Below are 24,065 nucleotides of genomic sequence, written 5' to 3'. Positions count from 1 at the left end.
TCAGCAAGGACCTCACACATGAATGCCGCAGACGCCCAGAAACTTTCCCGTCGTTTCATCGAGTTGCCCCTGGACAAGCGCCGCTTGTTCCTCGAAGGGATGCGACGCGAGGGCATCGATTTCGCGCAACTGCCCATGTCGTCCTGTGTTGGCCTGAGCGAGCGCGACGGCCTGTCCTACGCCCAGCAGCGCATGTGGTTCCTCTGGCAGCTGGAACCCCACAGTGCTGCCTACAACCTGCCGATGGCCGTGCGCCTCGACGGCGAGCTGCAGGTCGAGGCGCTGGAGCGGGCGTTCAGCCTGCTGGTCGCCCGCCACGAATGCCTGCGCACCACCTTCGCCCAGGACGGCGAGCGGGCGTTGCAGCGGGTGGCGGAGCCTGCGCCGGTGAGCATCCAGCTGTTCGACCTTGCCGACCTGCCTGAAACCACGCGCTGGGAACGCGCGCACCAGCAGATGGCGGCCCAGGCCACCCAGGCCTTCGATCTTGAGCGCGGGCCGCTTTTCGGCATCGCCCTGTTGCGCCTGGCGCCCCAGGAGCACGTGTTGCTGCTGACCCTGCACCACATCATCGCCGACGGCTGGTCGATGAACATCTTGATCGATGAATTCATGCGCAGCTACGACGCCCTGGTGGCGGGGCGCGAGCCGCAGTTGGCGGAGCTCAAGGTGCATTATCGCGACTATGCGCTGTGGCAGCGCAGCTGGCTGGAGGCCGGCGAGCGCGAGCGTCAGCTGGGCTACTGGCGCGAGCAGCTGGGTGACGAGCACCCGTTGCTTGAGCTGCCGACCGACCGGCCGTACCCGGCCCAGCCCAGCCATCTCGGCGAGCGCCTGGAGCTGACGCTCGACGCGGGCCTGCGCGAGGACCTGAAGCAGCTGGCCCAGCAGCACGGCGTGACCCTGTCCACGGTGCTGCTGGCCGTGTTCAAGACCCTGCTGTACCGCTACAGCGGGCAGACCGACATCCGTGTCGGCGGCCTGATCGCCAACCGCAACCGCAGCGAGACCGAAGGGCTGGTCGGCTTCTTCGTCAATACCCAGGTGCTGCGCAGCCAGTTCACCGCGCAGACGCCGTTCAGCGACCTGCTGCGCAGCCTGCACCAGGCCTCGGTCGGCGCCCAGGCGCACCAGGACCTGCCGTTCGACGCGCTGATCGAGGCCCTGCAGCCCCAGCGCAGCCAGAGCCATACGCCGTTGTTCCAGGTGATGTTCAATCACCAGCCGCTGGTCACCGACCTCAATGACGTGCGTCTGGACTGCGGCCTGCGCGTGGGCTACCTGAGCGCCGAGCAGCTGGCCGGCAGCCGTCGCCAGCATGCCGCCACCAGCGACCTGATGCTCGATACCCGGGAGGAGGGCGAACAACTGTTCGCCGCCTTCACCTATGCCACCGACCTCTTCGACGAAGCCACCATCACCGCCCTGGCCGGGCACTGGCGCAACCTGCTGCGCGCGGTCTGCCAGGCGCCGCGCCAGCGCCTGGGCGAGTTGCCGCTGCTGGCCGAGGCCGAGCGCCAGGCGCTGCTGTGTCCGGTGCCCGAGGTGCCGCCGCTGGTGCCGGTGCAGCGCCTGTTCGAAGCCCGGGCCGCCCGCAGCGGCGAGGCATTGGCGCTGATCCTGGCCGACGGTGCCGCGGCGCCGTCGATGAGTTACGCCGAACTCAATGTCCGCAGCAATCGCCTGGCCCATCACCTGCGCCGCCAGGGCGTCGGCCCAGATGTGCTGGTGGGCGTGGCCCTGGATCGCTCGCTGGACCTGGCCGTGGCCCTGCTGGCCGTGCTCAAGGCCGGCGGCGCCTATGTGCCGCTGGACCTGCAGGCCCCGGCTGAACGCCTGGGCCATGTCTTCGAGGACAGCGGCCTGCAATGGCTGCTGACCACCACCACCCAGTTGCCCGGCCTGCCGGCGCAGGATGGGCTGCGCTGCCTGTGCCTGGATCAGCTGGCGCTGGACGATGAGTCGGCGGACGACCTGGCGCTGACCGTCACGCACGACAACCTGGCCTATGTGATCTACACCTCCGGCTCCACCGGCCGGCCCAAGGGCGTGGCCATCAGTCACGGCGCCCTGAGTGAGTTCATCGCTCGCGCCATTGACTACAGCGACCTGCGCGAAGGCGACCGCGTCCTGCAGTTCGCCACCAGCAGCTTCGACGGTTTCGTCGAGCAGTTCTTCCCGCCGCTGTGCCATGGCGCCTGTGTGGTACTGCGCGATACCCGCCTGTGGGACAGCGCCGCCCTGCACGAGGTACTGATCACCCACGGCGTGACCCTGGCCGACCTGCCGGCCGCCTACTGGTACTGGCTGGTGCAGGACTTCGCGGCGCGTCCTCCGGCCAGCTACGGCGCGCTGCGGCAGATCCACGTCGGCGGCGAGGCGATGGCGGTGGACGGCCTGCGCCTGTGGCAACTGGCCGGGCTGGGCCATGTACGCCTGCTCAACACCTATGGCCCGACCGAGGCTACGGTGGTCTCGACCATCCACGACTGCACCGGGCTCGGCCACGAGGCCGTGTCCTGGCGCGGCATCCCCATCGGCCAGGGCCTGGCGCAGCGCCGGCTGTACATCCTCGATGATGACCTCGAACTGCTGCCGCAGGGCGCCGTGGGCGAGCTGTACATCGGCGGCCCGGGCCTGGCCCGCGGCTACCATGGCCAGCCGGCGCTGAGCGCCCAGCGCTTCGTCGCCGACCCGTTCGCCGATGGCGAGCGCCTGTACCGCACCGGCGACCGTGCGCGCCTGGGCGCTGACGGCGCCATCGAGTACATCGGCCGGGTCGATCATCAGGTCAAGGTGCGGGGCTTCCGCATCGAACTTGGCGAGATCGAGGCGCGCCTGCAGCAGTGCCCGGGCGTGCGTGAGGCGGTGGTGCTGGCCCTGCCGATGACCGGCGGCCTGCAACTGGTGGCCTATGTGGTGCCCGACGCCGCCGAACAGGATGCCGCCGAACAGGCGCGTTTCCGCCAGCAGGTGCGCAGCCTGCTCAAGGCGCGCCTGCCCGAATACATGGTGCCCGGCCACCTGTTGCTGTTGCCGCGCCTGCCCCTGACGCCCAGCGGCAAGCTGGACCGCAAGGCCCTGCCGGCGCCGGACCCCAGTGCACTACAGGCTGAGTATCGGGCGCCGCAGAGCGCCACCGAGCAGCAGCTGGCGCAGATCTGGATGCAGGTGCTGGGCGTGGCCAAGGTCGGCCTGGACGATCACTTCTTCGAGCTGGGCGGGCATTCGTTGCTGGCCGCCCAGGTGCTGGCGCGGATCAAGGACCAGCTGGGCCTGGTGCTGCCGCTGCGCAGCCTGTTCGAACACCCGGCGCTGGGCGATCTGGCCGCCGAGCTGGGCCGCCTGGAGGGCGGCGATAAGGATGACGACTGGTCGGATATGGATGCGTTCATGAGTTCGTTGGAAGGGGTTGAGGCATGAGTGGCAACATGGCGGTACGCATTGCGAAACGGTTCGTCAGCCTGCCCCTGGAGCAGCGTCGGCAGTTCCTCGCCAAGCTGCGCGAGGACGGCAAGGACTTCAGCCTGTTGCCGGTGGTCGAGTCGCGTCACGACTTCGCCAGCATCCCCCTGTCCTTCGCCCAGCAGCGCCTGCTGTTCCTCTGGCAGCTGGAGCCGCACAGCGCGGCCTACAACATGGCGGCCGGCCTGCGCCTTAGCGGCCGGCTCGACGTGGCGGCCCTGCAGTGCTCGTTCGAGCACCTGGTGGCGCGCCACGAGGCGCTGCGCACGGTGTTCCAGGTCGATGGCGAACAGCCGCGCCAGGTGATCCTCGAAACCCAGGCCGTGCCGTTGGAACAGGTCGATCTCACCTCTGTCGCCAGCGAGCGGCGCGAGGCCGAGCTGGCCGCGCAGGTGCGCGAGGCCAGCCACCAACCCTTTGACCTGCTGCACGGGCCGCTGCTGCGCGCCAGCCTGTACCGGCTGGCGGCCGAGGACTATGTGCTGCTGGTGAGCATGCACCACATCGTCTCCGATGGCTGGTCGATGGATGTGATGGTCAAGGAGTTCGTGCACAGCTACCAGGCCTTCAGCCAGGGCCAGGCGCCGCAGTTGCCGGCGCTGGAGGTGCAGTACGCCGACTATGCGATCTGGCAGCGCAGCTGGCTGGAGGCCGGGGAGGGCGAACGCCAGCTCGACTACTGGCGCCAGCAGCTGGGCCAGGAGCAGCCGCTGCTGGAGGTGGCCGCTGATTTTGCCCGCCCGCTGACCCAGAGCTTCGACGGCCAGACCCTGGGCTTCGACTTCGGCGCCGAGCTGTCCCGACGCCTGGGCGGCTACGCCCGCGCCCAGGGCATGACCCTGTTCATGCTGGTGCTGGCGGGCTTCTCGCTGTTCCTCTCGCGCCAGGCCGGGCAGCGCGATATCCGCATCGGCGTGCCCAACGCCAACCGTGGCCGCGCCGAGGTCGAGGGGCTGATCGGCTTCTTCGTCAATACCCAGGTGCTGCGCTGCCAGGTGGACGAGCGCCTGAGCTTCGACGACCTGCTGGCCCAGGTGCGCGAGGCGGTGCTCGGCGCCCAGGCGCACCAGGAGCTACCGTTCGAGCAACTGGTGGACGCACTGGTGCCGGAGCGCAACCTGGGTCACAACCCGCTGTTCCAGGTCAAGTTCAACCAGAACGTCGGCATGCAGCGCCAGCGCTCGCTGGCCCTGCCGGGCCTGAGCGTCGCCGAGTACCCGCTGGACAAGGTCGGCACCCACTTCGACCTGGCGCTGGACATCACCGACGACGGCCAACTGATCCATGGCGAGATAACCTTCGCCAGCGACCTCTACCAGCGTTCCACGGTGGAGGCGTTCATTCCGGCGTTCATCGAGTTGCTGGGTCAGTTGCTCGACGCGCCGCAACTGCCGCTGCACCGCCTGGCCGCGCCGCTGCGTGTCGGGCAGGTGCCGGAGCGCGAGGCGCCGGCACTGGTGCTGGAACAGTGGCAGCAGCAGGTGCAACGCCAGCCCGAGGCGCTCGCCGCCCGCAGCCTGGAGCACAGCCTGAGTTTCGCCGCCCTCGATCAGGCCGCCAACCGCCTGGCTCACCACCTGCAACGTCAGGGTGTGACCCGTGGACAGCCGGTCGCGGTGCTGATGGAGCGTTCGCTGGACTGGCTGACCGGCATGCTCGGCATTCTCAAGGCCGGCGCCGTGTACATGCCGCTGGATACCAAGGCGCCTAAAGCGCGTCTGCGGCAGATGCTCGAGGCGGCGCAGGCCAAGGTGCTGTTGTGCGCCGCCGGTGATGCGCGACTGACCAGCCTGGCCAGCGCCGAGCGTCAGGCGCTGGCCTACGTGCCAGCGCAGTGGCAGGACCTGCCGGCCAGCGCACCGGCCATCACCCTGTGGGCCGAATCGCCGGCCTATGTGATCCACACCTCCGGCTCCACCGGCCAGCCCAAGGGCGTGCTGGTCAGCCATGGCGCCCTGGCCAGCTACGTCGCCGGCCTGCTCGAGCGTCTGGCGCCGGCGCCGGAGGCGAGCATGGCGCTGGTCTCGACCATCGCCGCCGACCTGGGCCACACCGTGCTGTTCGGCGCCTTGTGCGCCGGGCGCCTGCTGCATGTGCTGCCCGAGGCGCTGGGCTTCGACCCGGACGCCTTCGCCCGCTACATGGCCGAACACCGGGTCGGTGTGCTGAAGATCGTCCCTGGCCACCTGGCGGCGCTGCTACAGGCCGGCAACCCCGCTGATGTGCTGCCCGAGCAGGCGCTGATCGTCGGTGGCGAGGCCTGCACGCCAGCCCTGGTGGAGCAGGTGCGCCGGCTCAAGCCGGGCTGCCGCCTGATCAACCACTATGGCCCGAGCGAGACCACGGTCGGCGTGCTGACCCATGAGGTCTCGACCCTGGCCGCCGAGGCCCGTGCCGTGCCAGTGGGCACGGCCCTGCCGGGCGCCCATGTGCTGCTGCTCGACGATGTGCTCAACCCGGTGGCCGACCAGGTCGCGGGCGAGCTGTATATCGGCGGTGCCAGCGTGGCCCAGGGTTACCTCGGCCAGCCGGGCCTGACCGCCGAACGCTTCGTGCCGGACCCAACGCAGCCGGGCCAGCGCCTGTACCGCAGCGGCGACCGCGTGCGGCGCAACCGTTCGGGCCAGGTGGAATTCATCGGCCGCGCCGACGATCAGGTCAAGGTGCGCGGTTATCGCGTTGAGCCGGCCGAAGTGGCGCGGGTGCTGCTGGGGCTGGACGGGGTCGCCGAAGCGGTGGTCCTGGCCCAGCCGGTGGACGGCGACGAGAGCCGCCTGCAACTGGTGGGCTGGTGCGTGGGGCAGGGGCTGCAGGGTGAAGCCTTGCGCCAGCAACTGCAGGACCGCCTGCCGGACTACATGGTGCCGGCGCAGATCCTGGTCCTGGAGCGCCTGCCGCTGACCGCCAACGGCAAGCTCGACAAGCGCGCCCTGCCGGCACCGGGTGTCGCCCGGCGCCAGTACACCGCGCCGGTCGGCGAGATCGAGCAGGCCCTGGCGGCGATCTGGGCCGAGGTGCTCAAGCTCGACCAGGTCGGCAGCACCGATAACTTCTTCGAACTGGGCGGCGACTCGATCCTCAGTCTGCAGATCATTGCCCGGGCCAAGCGCCAGGGCATCAAGCTCAGCCCCAAGCAGCTGTTCGAGAAACAGACCATCGGCCAGCTGGCGGCGGTGGCCAAGCGCATCGAGAAAAAGGCCGCGGCGGTCGAGCAGGTCAGCGGCACGCTGGCGTTGCTGCCGATCCAGGCGCGTTTCTTCGAAACCGCTATCCCCGAGCGCCAGCACTGGAACCAGGCGCTGCTGCTCAAGCCGACCCAGGCGCTGCGCGTCGACTGCCTGACGGGCGCGCTGCAGGCGCTGGTCGACCAGCACGACGCCCTGCGCCTGCGCTTCACCCAGCGCGATACCTGGCAGGCCGAGTTCCAGGCCGGCAAGGCCGAGGACATTCTTTGGGTTCGCGCGTTGAATGATGTGGCTGAGCTACCGGCCCTGGCCGAGCAGGCCCAGCGCAGCCTCGACCTGGCCAAGGGGCCGCTGCTGCGGGCGTTGCTGGTCGACCTGCCCGAAGGCCAGCAGCGTTTGCTGCTGGTGATCCACCACCTGGTGGTCGACGGGGTGTCCTGGCGGGTGCTGCTGGAAGATCTGCAACTGGCCTACACGGCCCTGGCCGCGGACAAACCGCTGACGCTGGCGGCCAAGAGCAGTTCGCTCAAGGCCTGGGCCGAGCGCCTTGGCACCCATGCCCGCAGCCCTGAACTGCTGTCTGAGGCCGACTACTGGCTGGACGGCCTCGCAGCTGCTGGCGATGAATTGCCACGGGACAATCCGGCGGGCGCCCAGACCAACCGTCACGTCGCCCATGCCTCGTCGCGCCTGGACACCGCGCTGACCCGCAAACTGCTGCAAGTGGCGCCCGCCGCCTACCGCACCCAGGTCAACGATCTGCTGCTGGCGGCCCTGGCGCGGGTGCTGTGCGACTGGACCGAAGAGGAATCGGTACTGATCCAGCTCGAAGGCCATGGCCGCGAGGACCTGTTCCCGGAACTGGACCTCAGCCGCACCCTGGGTTGGTTCAGCAGCCTGTTCCCGGTGCGCCTGACGCCGGCCCATGGGCTGTGCGCGGGGCTGTGCGCGATCAAGGAGCAACTGCGTGCGGTGCCGAACAAAGGCATCGGCTACGGCGTGCTGCGCTACCTCGGCGAGCCCGACCTGCGCGCGCGCCTGGCGGCATTGCCGCAGCCGCGGGTGACCTTCAACTACCTGGGCCAGTTCGACGGCAGTTTCGCCGAGGCCGAGGGTGCCTTGTTCACCCCGGCCAGCGAGGGCAGCGGCGCCACCCAGGACCTGGACAGCCCGCTGGGCAACTGGCTCGGCATCACCGGGCAGGTCTACCAGGGCGAGCTGGAGCTGGACTGGAGCTTCAGCCGCGAGGTGTTCCACCCCGAAACCATCGAAGCCCTGGCGCGCCGCTACGAGCAGGTGCTCACCGAGCTGGTCGAGCACTGCGCCCAGGCGCCGCACCAGGGCGTCACCCCATCGGACTTCCCGCTGGCCGAGCTGACCCAGGCGCAACTGGACGGCCTGCCGCTGGCGGCCGGGGAGATCGAAGATCTCTATCCGCTGTCGCCGATGCAGCAGGGCATGCTGTTCCACAGCCTCTACGAGCAGGCGGCGGGCAACTACATCAACCAGCTGCGCGTGGATGTGCGCGGGCTGGACATGGCGCGTTTCCGGGCGGCCTGGCAGGCGGTGGTGGACAACCACGAAGTGCTGCGCAGCTGCTTCCCGCAGGATCTGCCGGCACCGGTGCAGGTGGTACGCCGTCAGGTACAGGTGCCTTTCGTCGAGCTCGACCAGCCCCAGGATGCGGATGCCGTGGCCCAGGCCGAACGCCAGGCCGGTTTCGACCTGGCCAGCGGCCCGCTGCTGCGCCTGACGCTGATCCGCACGGGTGATGACAGCCATCACCTGATCTACACCAGCCATCACATCCTGATGGACGGCTGGAGCAGCTCTCGCCTACTGGGCGAGGTGCTGCAGCGCTACAGCGGCGTGACGCCGAGCGCCAAGACCAGCCGTTACCGCGACTATATCCAGTGGCTGCAAGGCCAGGACCAGCAGGCCAGCGAAACCTTCTGGCGCGGGCAGGTGGCCGAGCTGCAAGAGCCGACCCGGTTGGTCCAGGCGTTCAAGTCTTCGGGCCAGGCCCAGGGGCAGGGCCATGGCGGCCTGGCGTTGCGTTTCGAGGCGCAGCAGACCCGCCAGCTGGCGGACTTCGCCCGGGACCAGCGCGTCACCCTCAACACCCTGGTCCAGGCCGCCTGGCTGCTGCTGTTGCAGCGCTACACCGGCCAGGCCAGCGTGACCTTCGGTGCCACCGTGGCCGGTCGTCCGGCCGAATTGCCGGGCGTCGAGGAGCAACTGGGGCTGTTCATCAACACCTTGCCGGTGGTCGCCAGCCCGCGCCCGGAACAGACCGTGGGCGACTGGGTGCAGCAGGTCCAGGCGCTGAACCTGGCCTTGCGCGAACACGAACACACGCCGCTGTACGAGATCCAGCGCTGGGCCGGCTGGAGCGGCGAGGCGCTGTTCGACAACATTCTGGTCTTCGAGAACTACCCGGTCGCCGAGGCGCTGCAACAGGGCGCGCCGCAGGGGCTGCAGTTCGGCGAGGTGCTCAACCAGGAGCAGACCAACTACCCGCTGACCCTGGTGGTGCAAGTGGGTGAGCGCCTGGAGGCAGGTTTCAGCTTTGATCGCCAGTGCTTCAGCGAACAGGCCATCGACCAGTTGGCGGGGCACTTCCAGCACCTGCTTGCGCAGTTGGCGGCTGACGGTGAGCGTGCACTGGGTGCGCTTAGCCTGCCGGTGGAAGACCTGCAGGAGGTGGCCAGCTATCCGAGCACGGCTTGCACTCATGAGCTGATCGAGGCGCAGGCGGCAAGTACGCCTAGTGCAATCGCTGTGACCTTCGCCGGGCAGTCGCTGAGCTACGACCAGCTCAACCGCCGCGCCAACCGCCTGGCGCACAAGCTGCGCGAGCAGGGCGTGGGGCCGGATGTGCTGGTGGGCATCGCGGTGGAGCGCGGGTTCGAGATGATCGTTGGCCTGCTGGCGATCCTCAAGGCGGGTGGCGCTTACGTGCCGCTGGATCCGGAGTACCCGCAGGACCGCCTGAGCTACATGATGGAAGACAGCGGTATTCAACTGCTGCTGACTCAAGGTCATCTGCTGGCCGACCTGCCCGTGCCGGCGCAGGTTCGCAGCCTGAAGCTGGAAGACGATCTGGCCGGCTACAGCGACGAAAATCCCGCGCACCTGACTCAGCCGGACAACCTGGCTTACGTGATCTACACCTCGGGCTCTACCGGCAAGCCGAAAGGCACGCTGCTGCCGCACCACAACCTGCTGCGCCTGTTCAAGGCGACCGATGCCTGGTTCGGCTTTGGCCCGCAGGATGTATGGACGCTGTTCCACTCGTACGCCTTCGACTTCTCGGTGTGGGAGATCTTCGGCGCGCTGCTGCACGGCGGTCGTCTGGTGATCGTGCCGCGTGAAACCACGCGTTCGCCGGAAGACTTCCATCAGTTGCTGGTGGAGCAGGGCATCACCGTGCTGAACCAGACCCCGTCGGCATTCAAGCCGCTGATGCGAGTGGCCTGTGACAGTGCGTCCGACCTTTCGCTGCGCTACGTGATCTTCGGCGGCGAAGCCCTGGATGTGGCCGCGCTGCAACCGTGGTTCGAGCGCTTCGGCGAAGACTGCGACAACCTCATCAACATGTACGGCATCACCGAGACCACGGTCCACGTGACCTACCGGCCGATCCGCTTCGCCGACACGCAGCAGCCGGGCAGCCCGATCGGTGCGGCGATTCCGGACCTGTCGATGTATGTACTGGATGCCGATTTCAACCCGGTGGCCAAGGGTTGCACGGGCGAGCTGCACGTCGGTCATGCCGGCCTGGCGCGCGGTTACCACAACCGTGCCTCGCTGACGGCCGAACGTTTCGTGCCGGATCCGTTCTCCAGCGAAGGCGGACGCCTGTACCGCACCGGCGACCTGGCGCGTTATCGCGGCCAGGAGGTGATCGAGTACGTGGGCCGGATCGACCATCAGGTGAAGATCCGTGGCTTCCGTATCGAGCTGGGCGAAATCGAAGCACGTCTGCAAGAGCACTCTGCCGTGCGCGAAGTGCTGGTGCTGGATATCGACGGGGCAGGGGGCAAGCAACTGGCGGCCTACCTGATCGCCCAAGACGAAAATGCAGACCACGCAGCGCTGCGTGACACGCTGAGACAGCACCTGAAAGCCAACTTGCCGGACTACATGGTCCCGACCCACTTCCTGGTATTGGACCAGTGGCCGCTGACGGCCAACGGCAAGCTGGACCGCAAGGCTCTGCCGAAACCGGATGCCAGTCAGCTGCAACAGGGCTACGTGGCCCCGCGTACGGCGCTGGAACAACAGCTGGCCGCGATCTGGAGCGAAGTGCTGAAAGTCGAGCAGGTTGGCCTGCACGACAACTTCTTCGAGCTCGGTGGCCACTCGTTGCTGGCCACCCAGGTGACCTCGCGCATCCGCCAGCGCCTGGAGCTGGAAGTCCCACTGCGCAGCCTGTTCGAGTCCGCCGACCTGCAGGCCTTCGCCCAGGCCACCGGTCAAGGCTCTGCCAGCCAAGCACCGGCCTTCAGCGTGGTAGATCGCAGCCAGCCGCTGCCGCTGTCCTATGCCCAGCAACGCCAGTGGTTCCTCTGGCAGCTGGAGCCGGACAGCGCCGCCTACAACATCCCATCGGCCTTGCGCCTGAAGGGCGAGCTGAACATCGAGGCACTGCGTAGCAGCTTCGCCGCGCTGATCGCCCGCCACGAAACCCTGCGCACCACCTTCAGGCAGCAGGGCGACAGCGCCGAGCAGGTGGTTCACCCGACGCTCGATGTACCGCTGCAGGTCGCGTCGGCTGCCCTGGATGAAACGGCGCTGCAGGCCTGGGTCGAGGCCCAGGTGCGCGAGCCGTTCAACCTCGAGCACGGCCCGCTGCTGCGCGCCCGCCTGCTGCGCCTGGCCGCCGACGACCACGTGCTGGTGCTGACCCTGCACCATATCGTCGCCGATGGCTGGTCGATGCCGATCATGGTCGACGAACTGGTGCGCGGCTATGAAAGCCATCTGCACGGCCAGGCCCCGCAGCTGCCGGCCCTGGCGTTCCAGTACGCCGACTACGCCGCCTGGCAGCGCCAGTGGATGGAGGCCGGCGAGCAACAGCGCCAGTTGGACTACTGGCAAGCGCGCCTGGGCAGCACCCAGCCGATCCTCGAACTGGCCACTGACCGTCCGCGTCCGGCCGTGCAGCAATACGACGGTGCCCGCCTGCAGGTGAGCCTGGAGCCGGGCCTGGTTGCCCAGCTCAAGTCGTTGGCCGGGCAACAGGACGTGACCCTGTTCATGCTCCTGCTGGCGTCGTTCCAGGCCTTGCTGCATCGCCATTCCGGTCAGGCCGACATCCGCGTCGGCGTGCCGGTGGCCAACCGCACCCGGGCCGAGACCGAAGGGCTGATCGGCTTCTTCGTCAACACCCAGGTACTGGATGCCCGCTTCCAGCCGCAACTGCGCTTCGACGAACTGCTGCAACAGGTCAAGCACACCGCCCTGGGCGCCCAGGCGCATCAGGAGCTGCCCTTCGAGCAACTGGTCGAGGCCCTGCAGCCGGAGCGCAGCCTGAGCCACAGCCCGCTGTTCCAGGTGATGTTCAACCACCAGACCCAGGTGCTGGGCGAATCCCGTGAGCTGGCGGGCCTCAGCCTGCAGGGGCTGGTCTCGGACAAGCAGACCGCGCAGTTCGACCTGACCCTGGACACCGCCGAGCATGAAGGTGGCCTGAGCGCGACCCTGACCTACGCCACCAGCCTGTTCGAGGCCGCCAGCGTGGCGCGCATGGCCGAGCACTGGCGCAACCTGTTGCAGGGCATCTGCCAGGACGCGGCTCAGCGGGTTGCCGACTTGCCGCTGCTGAGGCGCGAGGAGCGCGAGCGCACCCTGCACGCCTGGAATGACAGCGCCACCGACTATCCACGTGGGCAGACCGTCCAGCAATTGATCGAAGAGCAGGCCGCGCGCACGCCGCAGGCCATCGCCGCGGTGCTGGGCGAGCAGTCGCTGAGCTACGAGCAACTGAACCGTCGCGCCAATGCCCTGGCCCATCACCTGCGCAGCCTGGGCGTCGGCCCCGATGTGCTGGTGGGCATCGCCGTGGAGCGCAGCCTGGAAATGCTGGTCGGCCTGCTGGCGGTGCTCAAGGCCGGCGGCGCCTATGTGCCGCTGGACCCGCAGTTCCCCGAGGACCGCCTGGCCTACATGATGGAGGACAGCGGCATCGCGCTGCTGCTGACCCAGGCCAGCCTGCTGCAGCGCCTGCCGATTCCGCCGCAGGTGCACAGCCTGTGCCTGGACCAGCCGCTGCCGGTCGAGTGCAGCGAGGACAATCCGCGCCAGCTGGCGCATCCGGAAAACCTCGCCTACGTGATCTACACCTCCGGCTCCACCGGCAAGCCCAAGGGCGTGACCATCCGCCACGACGCGCTGGTCAACTTCCTGTGCAGCATGGCCCGCCAGCCGGGCATCGACGCCTCGGACAAGGTGCTGTCGCTGACCTCGCTGTCGTTCGACATCGCCGGGCTTGAGCTGTACCTGCCGTTGCTGTGCGGCGCCAGCGTGGTGGTGCTGGGCGAGCAGGTGAACAAGGACCCGCAGGCCTTGCTGGCGGTGATCCAGACCCAGGCGGTCAGTGTCGTCCAGGCCACGCCATCGACCTGGCGCATGCTGCTGGATGCCGCCACGCCCGGGGCCTTCGCCGGCAAGAAGGTGCTGTGCGGCGGCGAGGCGCTGAGCGCCGAGCTGGCCCAGCGCCTGATTGCCCAGGCCGGGCATGTGTGGAACGTCTACGGCCCGACCGAGACCACCATCTGGTCGGCCTGCCACTACCTGACCGCCAGCGACGACGTGTGGCTGGGCCGTCCGCTGGCCAACACCCGCCTGCATGTGCTCGGCGCCGAGCTGGACCTGTTGCCGCAAGGTGCGCGCGGCGAGCTGCTGATCGGCGGCGATGGCCTGGCGCGCGGCTACCACAAGCGTCCGGGCCTGACCGCCGAGCGTTTCGTGCCGGATCCGTTCGCCAGCGAGCCGGGCGCGCGCCTGTACCGCACCGGCGACCTGACCCGCTACCGCGATGACGGCGTGATCGAGTATGTCGGGCGCCTGGACCATCAGGTGAAGATCCGTGGCTTCCGTATCGAGCTGGGCGAAATCGAGGAGCGCCTGCTGCTGCATCCGGCGATCCGCGAGGCCGCGGTGATCGATATCGACGGCCCGGCCGGCAAGCAGCTGGCGGCCTACCTGGTGCTGCACGACGCGCAGCAAGGCGTGGAAGCGCTGCGCGGCGAGCTGCGCGCGCACCTGAAGGCCGGGCTGCCGGACTACATGGTGCCGAGCCACCTGGTGGGCCTGGCGCGCATGCCGCAGACCCCCAACGGCAAGCTGGACCGCAAGGCCCTGCCGCTGCCGGATGCCAGCCAGCTGCAGCTGGCCCATGTGGTGCCGGTCACGGAGCTGGAGCGCAAGCTGGCGGCGATCTGGGCCGAGGTGCTGCACGTCGAGCGGGTGGGCCTGCAGGACAATTTCTTCGACCTGGGTGGGCACTCGCTGCTGATTGTCCAGGTGATCGGCCGGGTGCGTGAGCAACTGGGCGTCGACCTGAGCCTGAACGAGCTGTTCGAGCAGGCCACCCTGGCCGATTTCAGCCAGGTGGTCGAGCGCAAGTCGGGGCAGGTCGCCAACGCCCATGACGAACTGACTAAATCCCTGGAGGCCTTGAAACGTCTTACTGCACAGGAAATAGATAATCTGATCGCTTAGCGGGAGACATTCAAAGTGCAAGAGCTGCTCGACTCCGTAAAGTCGCTGTCCACCAGGGAGCGCAAGGCATTGGCAGCCTTGCTCAAGCGCCAGGGTGTCAACCTCTACGGGGTCACCCCGATCTTCAGAAGGGAATCTGCGGACGGGGCAGCGCTTTCATACGCACAGCAGCGCCAGTGGTTCCTCTGGCAGCTCGATCCGCACAGCGCCGCCTACAACATTCCGGCGGCGCTGCGACTCAAGGGCACACTGGATATCGAGGCGTTGCAGCGCAGCTTCGACAGCCTGGTGGCGCGCCACGAGACCCTGCGCACCACCTTCCGCCAGGAGGGTGACGGCGCGGTGCAGATCGTCCATCCGCCGATGTCATTGGCATTGGCGGTGGAGCCGTTCGCGGTTGCCGATCCGGCGAATCTGGAAGCGGCCATCCGCGCGCGGGTGGAAGCCGAGGTGCAGCAACCCTTCGACCTGCAACAGGGCCCGCTGCTGCGGGTCAGGCTGCTGGTGCTGGGGCCTGATGAGCATGTGCTGATCCTCACCGTGCACCATATCGTCTCCGATGGCTGGTCCACGCCGATCCTGGTGGACGAGCTGATCCGTCTTTACCAAGGCTTGCGTCAGGGCTCGCCGGTGACCCTGGCCGAGCTGCCGATCCAGTATGCCGACTACGCGCTGTGGCAGCGCGACTGGATGGAGGCGGGCGAGCAGGAGCGTCAGCTCGGTTACTGGCGCCAGCAACTGGCCGGCGAGCAACCGCTGCTGGAACTGCCCGTCGACCGTCCGCGACCGTCGGTGCAGAACTTCCACGGCGCGCGCCTGGCCATCGATATCGATGCTTCCCTGGCCCAGGCACTCAAGGCCTTGGCGCGCCAGCAGGGGGTGACCCTGTTCATGCTGTTGCTGGCGTCGTTCCAGACGCTGTTGCACCGCTACAGCGGCCAGGCCGATATCCGTGTCGGCGTGCCGGTGGCCAACCGTGCCCGGGCCGAAACCCAGGGGCTGATCGGTTTCTTCGTCAACACCCAGGTGCTCAAGGCCGAGTTCGCGCCGCAGACTACCTTCACCGCGTTGCTGCAGCAGGTCCGCGAGGCCGCGCTGCAGGCCCAGGCGCACCAGGACCTGCCGTTCGAGCAACTGGTCGAGGCGCTGCAGCCTGAGCGCAGCATGAGCCACAACCCGCTGTTCCAGGTGCTGTTCAACCATCAGGCCGAAAGCCCGGGCATGGCCCGTCAGCTGGGTGAGCTGCAGGTCGAGGGCTTGAGCTGGGAAGGGCAGACCACCCAGTTCGACCTGATCCTCAACACCGCCGAGAAGGACGGCGGGCTGATCGCGGCACTGACCTACGCCACCTCGCTATTCGACCCGGCCACGGTCGAGCGCATCGGCCGGCATTGGCGCAACCTGTTGCAGAGCATCTGCCAGGACCACGCGCAGCGTGTGGCGCAATTGCCGTTGCTCGATACGGCTGAGCAGGGCGAGTGGAAAACCGAAGTGCAGCGCTACCCAAGCACGCTGTGCGCCCATGAGCTGATCGAGGCGCAGGCGGCGCGTACACCTGAAGCAATTGCCGTGACTTTCGCCGGGCAGGCGTTGAGCTACGATCAGCTTAACCGCCGCGCCAACCGTCTGGCCCACAAGCTGCGCGAGCAGGGCGTGGGGCCGGATGTGCTGGTGGGCATCGCCGTGGAGCGCGGGTTCGAGATGATCGTTGGCCTGCTGGCGATCCTCAAGGCGGGTGGTGCTTACGTGCCGCTGGATCCGGAGTACCCGCAGGACCGCCTGAGCTACATGATGGAAGACAGCGGTATTCAATTGCTGCTGACGCAAGATCATCTGCTGGCCGATCTGCCTGTGCCGGCGCAGGTTCGCAGCCTGAAGCTGGAAGACGATCTGGCCGGTTACAGCGAGGAAAACCCCGCGCACCTGACTCAGCCGGACAACCTGGCCTACGTGATCTACACCTCGGGCTCGACTGGCAAGCCGAAAGGCACGCTGTTGCCGCACCACAACCTGCTGCGCCTGTTCAAGGCGACCGATGCCTGGTTCGGCTTTGGTCCGCAGGATGTGTGGACGCTGTTCCACTCGTACGCGTTTGACTTCTCGGTGTGGGAGATCTTCGGTGCGCTGCTGCACGGCGGTCGTCTGGTGATCGTGCCGCGTGAGGTGACCCGTTCGCCGGAAGACTTCCACCAGCTGCTGGTGGAGCAGGGCGTGACCGTGCTGAACCAGACCCCATCGGCGTTCAAGCCGCTGATGCGAGTGGCCTGTGACAGTGCTGATGATCTGGCACTGCGCTACGTGATCTTCGGCGGTGAAGCCCTGGATGTGGCGGCGCTGCAACCATGGTTCGAGCGCTTCGGTGAAGACTGCGACAACCTGATCAACATGTATGGCATCACCGAGACCACGGTCCACGTGACCTACCGGCCAATCGGCTTTGCCGACACCCAGCAGCCGGGCAGCCCGATCGGTGCGGCGATCCCGGACCTGTCGATGTACGTGCTGGATGCCGATTTCAATCCGGTGGCCAAGGGCTGCACGGGTGAACTGCACGTCGGCCATGCTGGCTTGGCGCGTGGTTATCACAACCGTGCCTCGCTGACCGCCGAACGCTTCGTGCCGGATCCGTTCTCCAGCGAAGGTGGGCGTTTGTACCGCACTGGCGACCTGGCCCGCTATCGCGGCCAGGAAGTAATCGAATACGTGGGCCGGATCGACCACCAGGTGAAGATCCGTGGCTTCCGTATCGAACTAGGTGAAATCGAAGCACGTCTGCAAGAGCACGCCGCCGTGCGCGAAGTGCTGGTGCTGGACATTGATGGGGCAGGGGGCAAGCAGCTGGCGGCCTACCTGATCGCTCAAGACCCATCCGCCGATCATGCAGTTCTGCGCGATACGCTGAAACAGCACCTGAAAGCCAATCTGCCGGACTACATGGTCCCGACCCACTTCCTGGTGCTGGAGCAGTGGCCGCTGACAGCCAATGGCAAGCTGGACCGCAAGGCGCTGCCGAAACCGGATGCCAGCCAGCTGCAACAAGGCTACGTGGCGCCACGCACGGAGCTGGAGCAGCAACTGGCCGCGATCTGGAGCGAAGTGCTGAAGGTCGAGCAGGTTGGCTTGCACGACAACTTCTTCGAACTCGGTGGCCACTCGCTGCTGGCCACCCAGGTGACCTCGCGCATCCGTCAGCGCCTGGAGCTGGAAGTCCCGCTGCGCAGCCTGTTCGAGTCCGCCGACCTGCAGGCCTTCGCCCAGGCCGCAGGCCAAGGTTCGGCCAGCCAGGCGCCGGCATTCACTGTCGTGGACCGCAACCAGCCGCTACCGCTGTCCTACGCCCAGCAACGCCAGTGGTTCCTCTGGCAGCTGGAGCCGGACAGCGCCGCCTACAACATCCCTTCGGCCCTGCGCCTGAAGGGCGAGCTGAACATCGAGGCCCTGCGCAGCAGCTTCGCCGCGCTGATCGCCCGTCATGAAACCCTGCGCACCACCTTCCATCAGGAAGGTGACCAAGCCTGGCAGCGCATCCACCCGGCCAGCGACTTCGACCTGGCCGTCGAAACGGTCAACGCCGAAGCCCTGCAGGCACGTATTGTCGAGGAAGCCGCCCAGCCATTCGACCTGGAGCACGGCCCGCTGCTGCGCGCCCGCCTACTGCGCCTGGCCGCCGACGACTATGTGCTGGTGCTGACCCTGCACCATATCGTCGCCGATGGCTGGTCGATGCCGGTCATGGTCGATGAAGTGGTGCGCCTGTATGCCGCTCATTGCCAGGGCATCGCCCCGCAACTGCCGGCCCTGGCGTTCCAGTACGCCGACTATGCGGCCTGGCAGCGCCAGTGGATGGAGGCCGGCGAGCAGGCTCGCCAGCTCGACTACTGGCGCCGGCGGCTGGGTGACGAGCAACCGCTGCTGGAGCTGCCGACCGACCGTCCGCGACCCTTGCAGCAGAGCCACGCCGGTGCACGCCTGGACATCCGCCTGGAGCACGAGCTGGTCGAGGCCCTCAAGGCTACCGCGCGGCAACAGGGCGTGACCCTGTTCATGCTGCTGCTGGCTTCGTTCCAGACGCTGCTGCACCGCCTCAGCGGTCAATCGCAGGTGCGCGTCGGCGTGCCGGTGGCCAACCGCACCCGGGCCGAGACCGAGGACCTGATCGGCTTCTTCGTCAACACCCAGGTGCTCGACGCCCGCTTCGACCTGCGCACCACTTTCGCCGAGCTGCTGCAACAGGTCCGCCAGACCGCCGTGCAGGCCCAGGCGCACCAGGACCTGCCGTTCGAGCAACTGGTCGAGGCGCTGCAGCCCGAGCGCAGCATGAGCCACAGCCCGCTGTTCCAGGTGTTGTTCAACCACAAGGCGGAAAATCCCGGCATGGCCCAGGAGCTGGCCGGGCTGCGGATCGAGGGGCTGGACTGGGAAGACCGTACTACACAGTTCGACCTGGTGCTCAACACGGTCGAACACAGCACCGGGTTGAACGCCATCCTGACCTATGCCACCGCGTTGTTCGACCCGGCCACGGCCGAGCGTCTGGGCGGATACTGGCGCAATCTGCTGCAGGGCATCTGCCAGGACAGCGGCCAGCGCGTGGCGCAGTTGCCGTTGCTCGACGCGGCCGAACTGGTCGAGTTGCAAGCGGATGTGCAGCGTTATCCAAGTGCCGAGTGCGCCCATGTGCTGATCGAGGCGCAGGCGGCGCGCATGCCTGAGGCAATCGCCGTGACCTTCGCCGGGCAGTCGCTGAGCTACGACCAGCTCAACCGCCGTGCCAACCGCCTGGCTCACAAGCTGCGCGAGCAGGGCGTGGGGCCGGATGTGCTGGTCGGTATTGCGGTGGAGCGCGGCTTCGAGATGATCGTTGGCCTGCTGGCGATCCTCAAGGCGGGTGGCGCTTACGTGCCGCTGGATCCGGAATACCCGCAGGACCGCCTGAGCTACATGATGGAAGACAGCGGTATTCAACTGCTGCTGACGCAAGACCATCTGCTGGCCGATCTGCCCGTGCCGGCGCAGGTTCGCAGCCTGAAGCTGGAAGACGACCTGGCCGGCTACAGCGACGAAAACCCCGAGCATGTTACTCAGCCGGACAACCTGGCCTATGTGATCTACACCTCGGGTTCGACCGGCAAGCCGAAAGGTACGCTGCTGCCGCACGACAACCTGCTGCGCCTGTTCAAGGCCACTGATGCCTGGTTCGGCTTCGGCCCGCAGGATGTGTGGACGCTGTTCCACTCGTACGCGTTTGACTTCTCGGTGTGGGAGATCTTCGGCGCGCTGCTGCACGGCGGTCGTCTGGTGATCGTGCCGCGTGAAACCACGCGTTCGCCGGAAGACTTCCATCAGTTGCTGGTGGAGCAGGGCGTCACCGTGCTGAACCAGACCCCGTCGGCATTCAAGCCGCTGATGCGAGTGGCCTGTGACAGTGCGTCCGACCTTTCGCTGCGCTACGTGATCTTCGGCGGCGAAGCCCTGGATGTGGCCGCGCTGCAACCATGGTTCGAGCGCTTCGGCGAAGACTGCGACAACCTCATCAACATGTACGGCATCACCGAGACCACGGTCCACGTGACCTACCGGCCGATCGGCTTTGCCGATACGCAACAGCCGGGCAGCCCGATTGGTGCCGCCATCCCAGACCTGTCGATGTACGTGCTGGATGCCGATTTCAACCCGGTGGCCAAGGGCTGCACAGGTGAGCTGCACGTCGGCCATGCCGGCCTGGCACGCGGTTACCACAACCGTGCGTCGCTGACTGCCGAACGTTTCGTGCCGGATCCGTTCTCCAGCGAGGGCGGACGCCTGTACCGGACCGGCGACCTGGCGCGTTATCGCAGTCAGGACGTGATCGAATACGTGGGCCGGATCGACCATCAGGTGAAGATCCGTGGCTTCCGTATCGAACTGGGCGAGATCGAAGCGCGCCTGCAAGAGCATGCGTCGGTGCGCGAAGTGCTGGTGCTGGATATCGACGGGGCAGGGGGCAAGCAACTGGCCGCTTACCTGATCGCACACGACACTAACGCCGATCACGCAGCGCTGCGCGACACGCTGAAACAACACCTGAAAGCCAATCTGCCGGACTACATGGTCCCGACGCATTTCCTGGTGCTGGAGCAGTGGCCACTGACCGCCAACGGCAAGCTGGACCGCAAGGCGCTGCCGAAACCGGATGCCAGCCAACTGCAACAAGGCTACGTGGCGCCACGCACGCAGCTGGAGCAGCAACTGGCCGCGATCTGGAGCGAAGTGCTGAAGGTCGAGCAGGTCGGCCTGCACGACAACTTCTTCGAACTCGGTGGCCACTCGCTGCTGGCCACCCAGGTGACCTCGCGCATCCGCCAGCGCCTGGAACTGGAAGTCCCGCTGCGCAGCCTGTTCGAGTCCGCTGACCTTCTGGCCTTCGCCCAGGCCGCAGGCCAAGGTTCGGCCAGCCAGGCGCCGGCGTTCACTGTCGTGGACCGCAGCCAACCGTTGCCGCTGTCCTACGCCCAGCAACGCCAGTGGTTCCTCTGGCAGCTGGAGCCTGAAAGCGCCGCCTACCATATCCCCGCAGCCCTGCAACTGAAGGGCCGGATCAACCTGGAGGCGCTGCGCCAGGCCTTCGAGGCGCTGGTCACGCGGCATGAGAGCCTGCGCACGACCTTCGAGCAACAGGGGGGCGAGGCACGGCAGCGCATCCAGGCGCCCGCGACCTTTACCCTGGTCATGGAGTCGCTGCAGGACACCTCCACCGAGGCCGTCCGCGAGCGCGTGGCCCGCGAGATCCAGCGCCCATTCGACCTGACCCAGGGGCCGCTGCTGCGGGTACGCCTGCTGCGCCTGGCCGAAGACGAGCATGTGCTGGTGCTGACCCTGCACCATATCGTCGCCGACGGCTGGTCGATGCCGATCATGGTCGATGAGGTGGTGAACGCCTACCTGGCCTTGAGCCAGGGCCGCCAACCAGAGCTGCCGGCCCTGGCCGTGCAGTACGCCGACTATGCGGCCTGGCAGCGCCAGTGGATGGCAGCCGGCGAGCAGGCCCGCCAGCTCGATTACTGGCTGGCCCAGCTGGGCGGCGAGCACTATGTGCTGCAACTGCCCACCGACCACCCGCGTCCCACCGTGCAGAGCCACGCCGGACGCAGCCTCGCCATCGAGGTGCCGGCGCCGCTGGTCCAGGCCCTCAAGGCCCAGGCGCGCCAGCAAGGGGTGACGCTGTTCATGCTGCTGCTGGCCTCGTTCCAGAGCCTGCTGCACCGCCAGACCGGGCAGGCCGACATCCGCGTCGGCGTGCCGATCGCCAACCGCACCCGGGCCGAGACCGAAGGCCTGATCGGCTTCTTCGTCAACACCCAGGTGCTCAAGGCACAGTTCGAACTGCACACGACCTTCAGCGAGCTGCTGCAGCAGGTCAAGCACAACGCGCTGCAGGCCCAGGCCCACCAGGACCTGCCGTTCGAGCAACTGGTCGAGGCTTTGCAGCCCGAACGCAGCCTGAGCCACAACCCGCTGTTCCAGGTGATGTTCAACCACCAGGCCCAGCGCTCGGATCAGGCGCGCGAGTTGCCGGGCTTGAGCATCGAAGGCCTGAGCTGGGGCAATCCAACGGCACACCTGGACCTGGCCCTGGACACCTTCGAAAGCGCGGATGGCCTGGGCGCGACCCTGACCTACGTCAGCGACCTGTTCGAGCACGCCACCATCGAGCGCATGGCCGCGCACTGGCTCAACCTGTTGCAGGCGGTCAGCATCCAGCCGGCCCAGCGCATCGTCGAGCTGCCGCTGCTGGACGCCGCGCAGCGCCAGAACATCCTTGAGCAGTGGAGCCGACACGAGGCGGTCTACCCCGACCAGCGCACCGTGCAGCAGCTGATCGCCGACCAGGCCGCGCGCACGCCGCAGGCCACGGCGCTGATCTGCGAAGGGCAGCAGCTCACCTACCAGGCCCTGGACCAGCGCGCCAACCAGCTGGCCCACCGCCTGCGCGAGGAAGGCATTGGCCCGGACGTGCGCGTCGGCATCGCCCTGCCGCGCAGCCTGGACATGGTGGTCGGCCTGCTGGCGGTGCTCAAGGCCGGTGGCGCCTATGTCCCGCTGGACCCCGACTACCCGCACGAGCGCCTGGCCTACATGATGGAGGACAGCGGCATCGTCCTGCTGCTTGGCCACAGCGCGCAGCTGCAAGGCCTGGCGGTGGCGCCGCAGGTACGCTGCCTGTGCCTGGACAGCGAACCCCTTGATGCCTGGCCGAACCATGCGCTGGCTGAACAGGGCGACCCCGACAACCTGGCGTACATCATGTACACCTCCGGCTCCACCGGTCGCCCCAAGGGCGTGGGCATCAGCGCCGCCGCCCTGAGCCGGCACGCCCATGTCGCCAAGGGCTTCTGCGGGCTGTCGGCGGCCGACCGGGTGCTGCAGTTCTCCACCTTCAACTTCGACGCCTTCGTCGAGCAGCTGTACCCGGCGTTGATCTGCGGCGCCAGCGTGGTGGTGCGCGGCCCGACGCTGTGGGACAGCGAGACCTTCTACCGCGAAGTGGTGACCCAAGGCATCACCTTCGCCGACCTGCCGACCGCCTACTGGCACCTGCTGGCCAAGGACTTCGCGGCCAAGGGGCCGCGTGACTACGGCGTGCTGCGCCAGATCCACATGGGTGGCGAGGCCATGGCCGCCGACGCCGTGCTGGCCTGGCAACAGGCCGGGCTCGGCCATGTGCGCCTGCTCAACACCTACGGGCCGACCGAGGCCACCGTCAGCGTCATGAGCCATGACTGCAGCGCCTATGTCACCGGTGAGCAGCCCCTGCCGGTGCAGATCCCGATCGGCAAGGCCCTGGCCGGCCGCTCGATCCACCTGGTGGATGCCGACGGCGACTTGGCCGTGCCTGGGGCCATCGGCGAACTGCTGGTGGGTGGCGAGCTGCTCGCACGCGGTTATCACAACCGCCCGGGGCTGACTGCCGAGCGTTTCATCCCCGATCCGTTCGCCACCACGCCGGGTGCTCGCCTGTATCGCACCGGCGACCTGGCGCGCTACCGCGAGCAGGGTGTGGTCGAGTACGCCGGGCGCATCGACCACCAGGTGAAGATCCGCGGCTTCCGTATCGAGCTGGGCGAGATCGAGGCGCGCTTGCGCGAGCATCCGGCGGTGCGTGAAGTGCTGGTGGTCGATATCGACGGCCCGGGCGGCAAGCAGCTGGCCGCCTACCTGGTGCCCGACGCGATGCCCGAGGAGGACGGCGGCCTGCGCGCCGAACTCAAGGCGCACCTGGGCGCCAGCCTGCCGGACTACATGGTGCCGATGTACCTGGTGCTGCTCGAGCGCATGCCGCTGCTGCCCAACGGCAAGCTCGACCGCAAGGCGCTTCCGGCCCCCGATACCCGCCAGGCGCAGTCGGCCTACGTGGCCCCGGTCAGCGAGCTGGAACAGCAACTGGCGGCGCTCTGGGCCGAGGTGCTGGAGGTCGAGCGGGTGGGCCTGATGGATGACTTCTTCGAGCTGGGCGGGCATTCGCTGCTGGCGGCCCAGCTGATTTCCAAGATCAACTCGGGCCTGGGGATCGACATCCCGCTGCGCCTGCTATTCGAGAAACCGCAATTGAATGATTTTGCCCAGGCCTGTGCCTCCACCGGCCTGTCGTTGAGCGACGACGGCTTGTCCGATATCGAAAGAATGATGAATGAAATGGCGGGCGTCTGA

Annotated in this window: 2 protein-coding genes and 1 pseudogene; all 3 read left to right on the top strand. The window is 67.5% G+C overall.

The genetic code is table 11. From position 1 onward, the window contains the following. Positions 1-18: 18 nt before the first annotated feature. Positions 19-3,423 carry a non-ribosomal peptide synthetase gene (locus HU751_RS21365; RefSeq protein ID WP_186732224.1) on the top strand — a complete coding sequence of 1,135 codons (3,405 nt, stop codon included), beginning with the start codon at positions 19-21 and terminating at the stop codon, positions 3,421-3,423. After that, positions 3,420-14,378, top strand: coding sequence for a non-ribosomal peptide synthetase (locus HU751_RS21360; RefSeq protein WP_217862546.1), 10,959 nt, complete (start codon positions 3,420-3,422; stop codon positions 14,376-14,378). Before HU751_RS21365 ends, HU751_RS21360 begins: the two co-directional genes overlap by 4 nt. A gap of 15 nt (positions 14,379-14,393) precedes the next feature. Next, positions 14,394-24,065, top strand: a pseudogene (locus tag HU751_RS26905) (amino acid adenylation domain-containing protein); the annotation flags it as partial.

The organism is Pseudomonas peradeniyensis (assembly GCF_014268935.2).
Classification (GTDB): domain Bacteria; phylum Pseudomonadota; class Gammaproteobacteria; order Pseudomonadales; family Pseudomonadaceae; genus Aquipseudomonas; species Aquipseudomonas peradeniyensis.
This window is presented reverse-complemented; position numbering and strand designations above follow the sequence as displayed.

What these genes read in the sequence shown, in the direction of transcription:
- HU751_RS21365 (WP_186732224.1), top strand. Translation starts at nt 19, where the DNA reads ATGAATGCCGCAGACGCCCAGAAACTTTCCCGTCGTTTCATCGAGTTG.
- HU751_RS21360 (WP_217862546.1), top strand. Translation starts at nt 3,420, where the DNA reads ATGAGTGGCAACATGGCGGTACGCATTGCGAAACGGTTCGTCAGCCTG.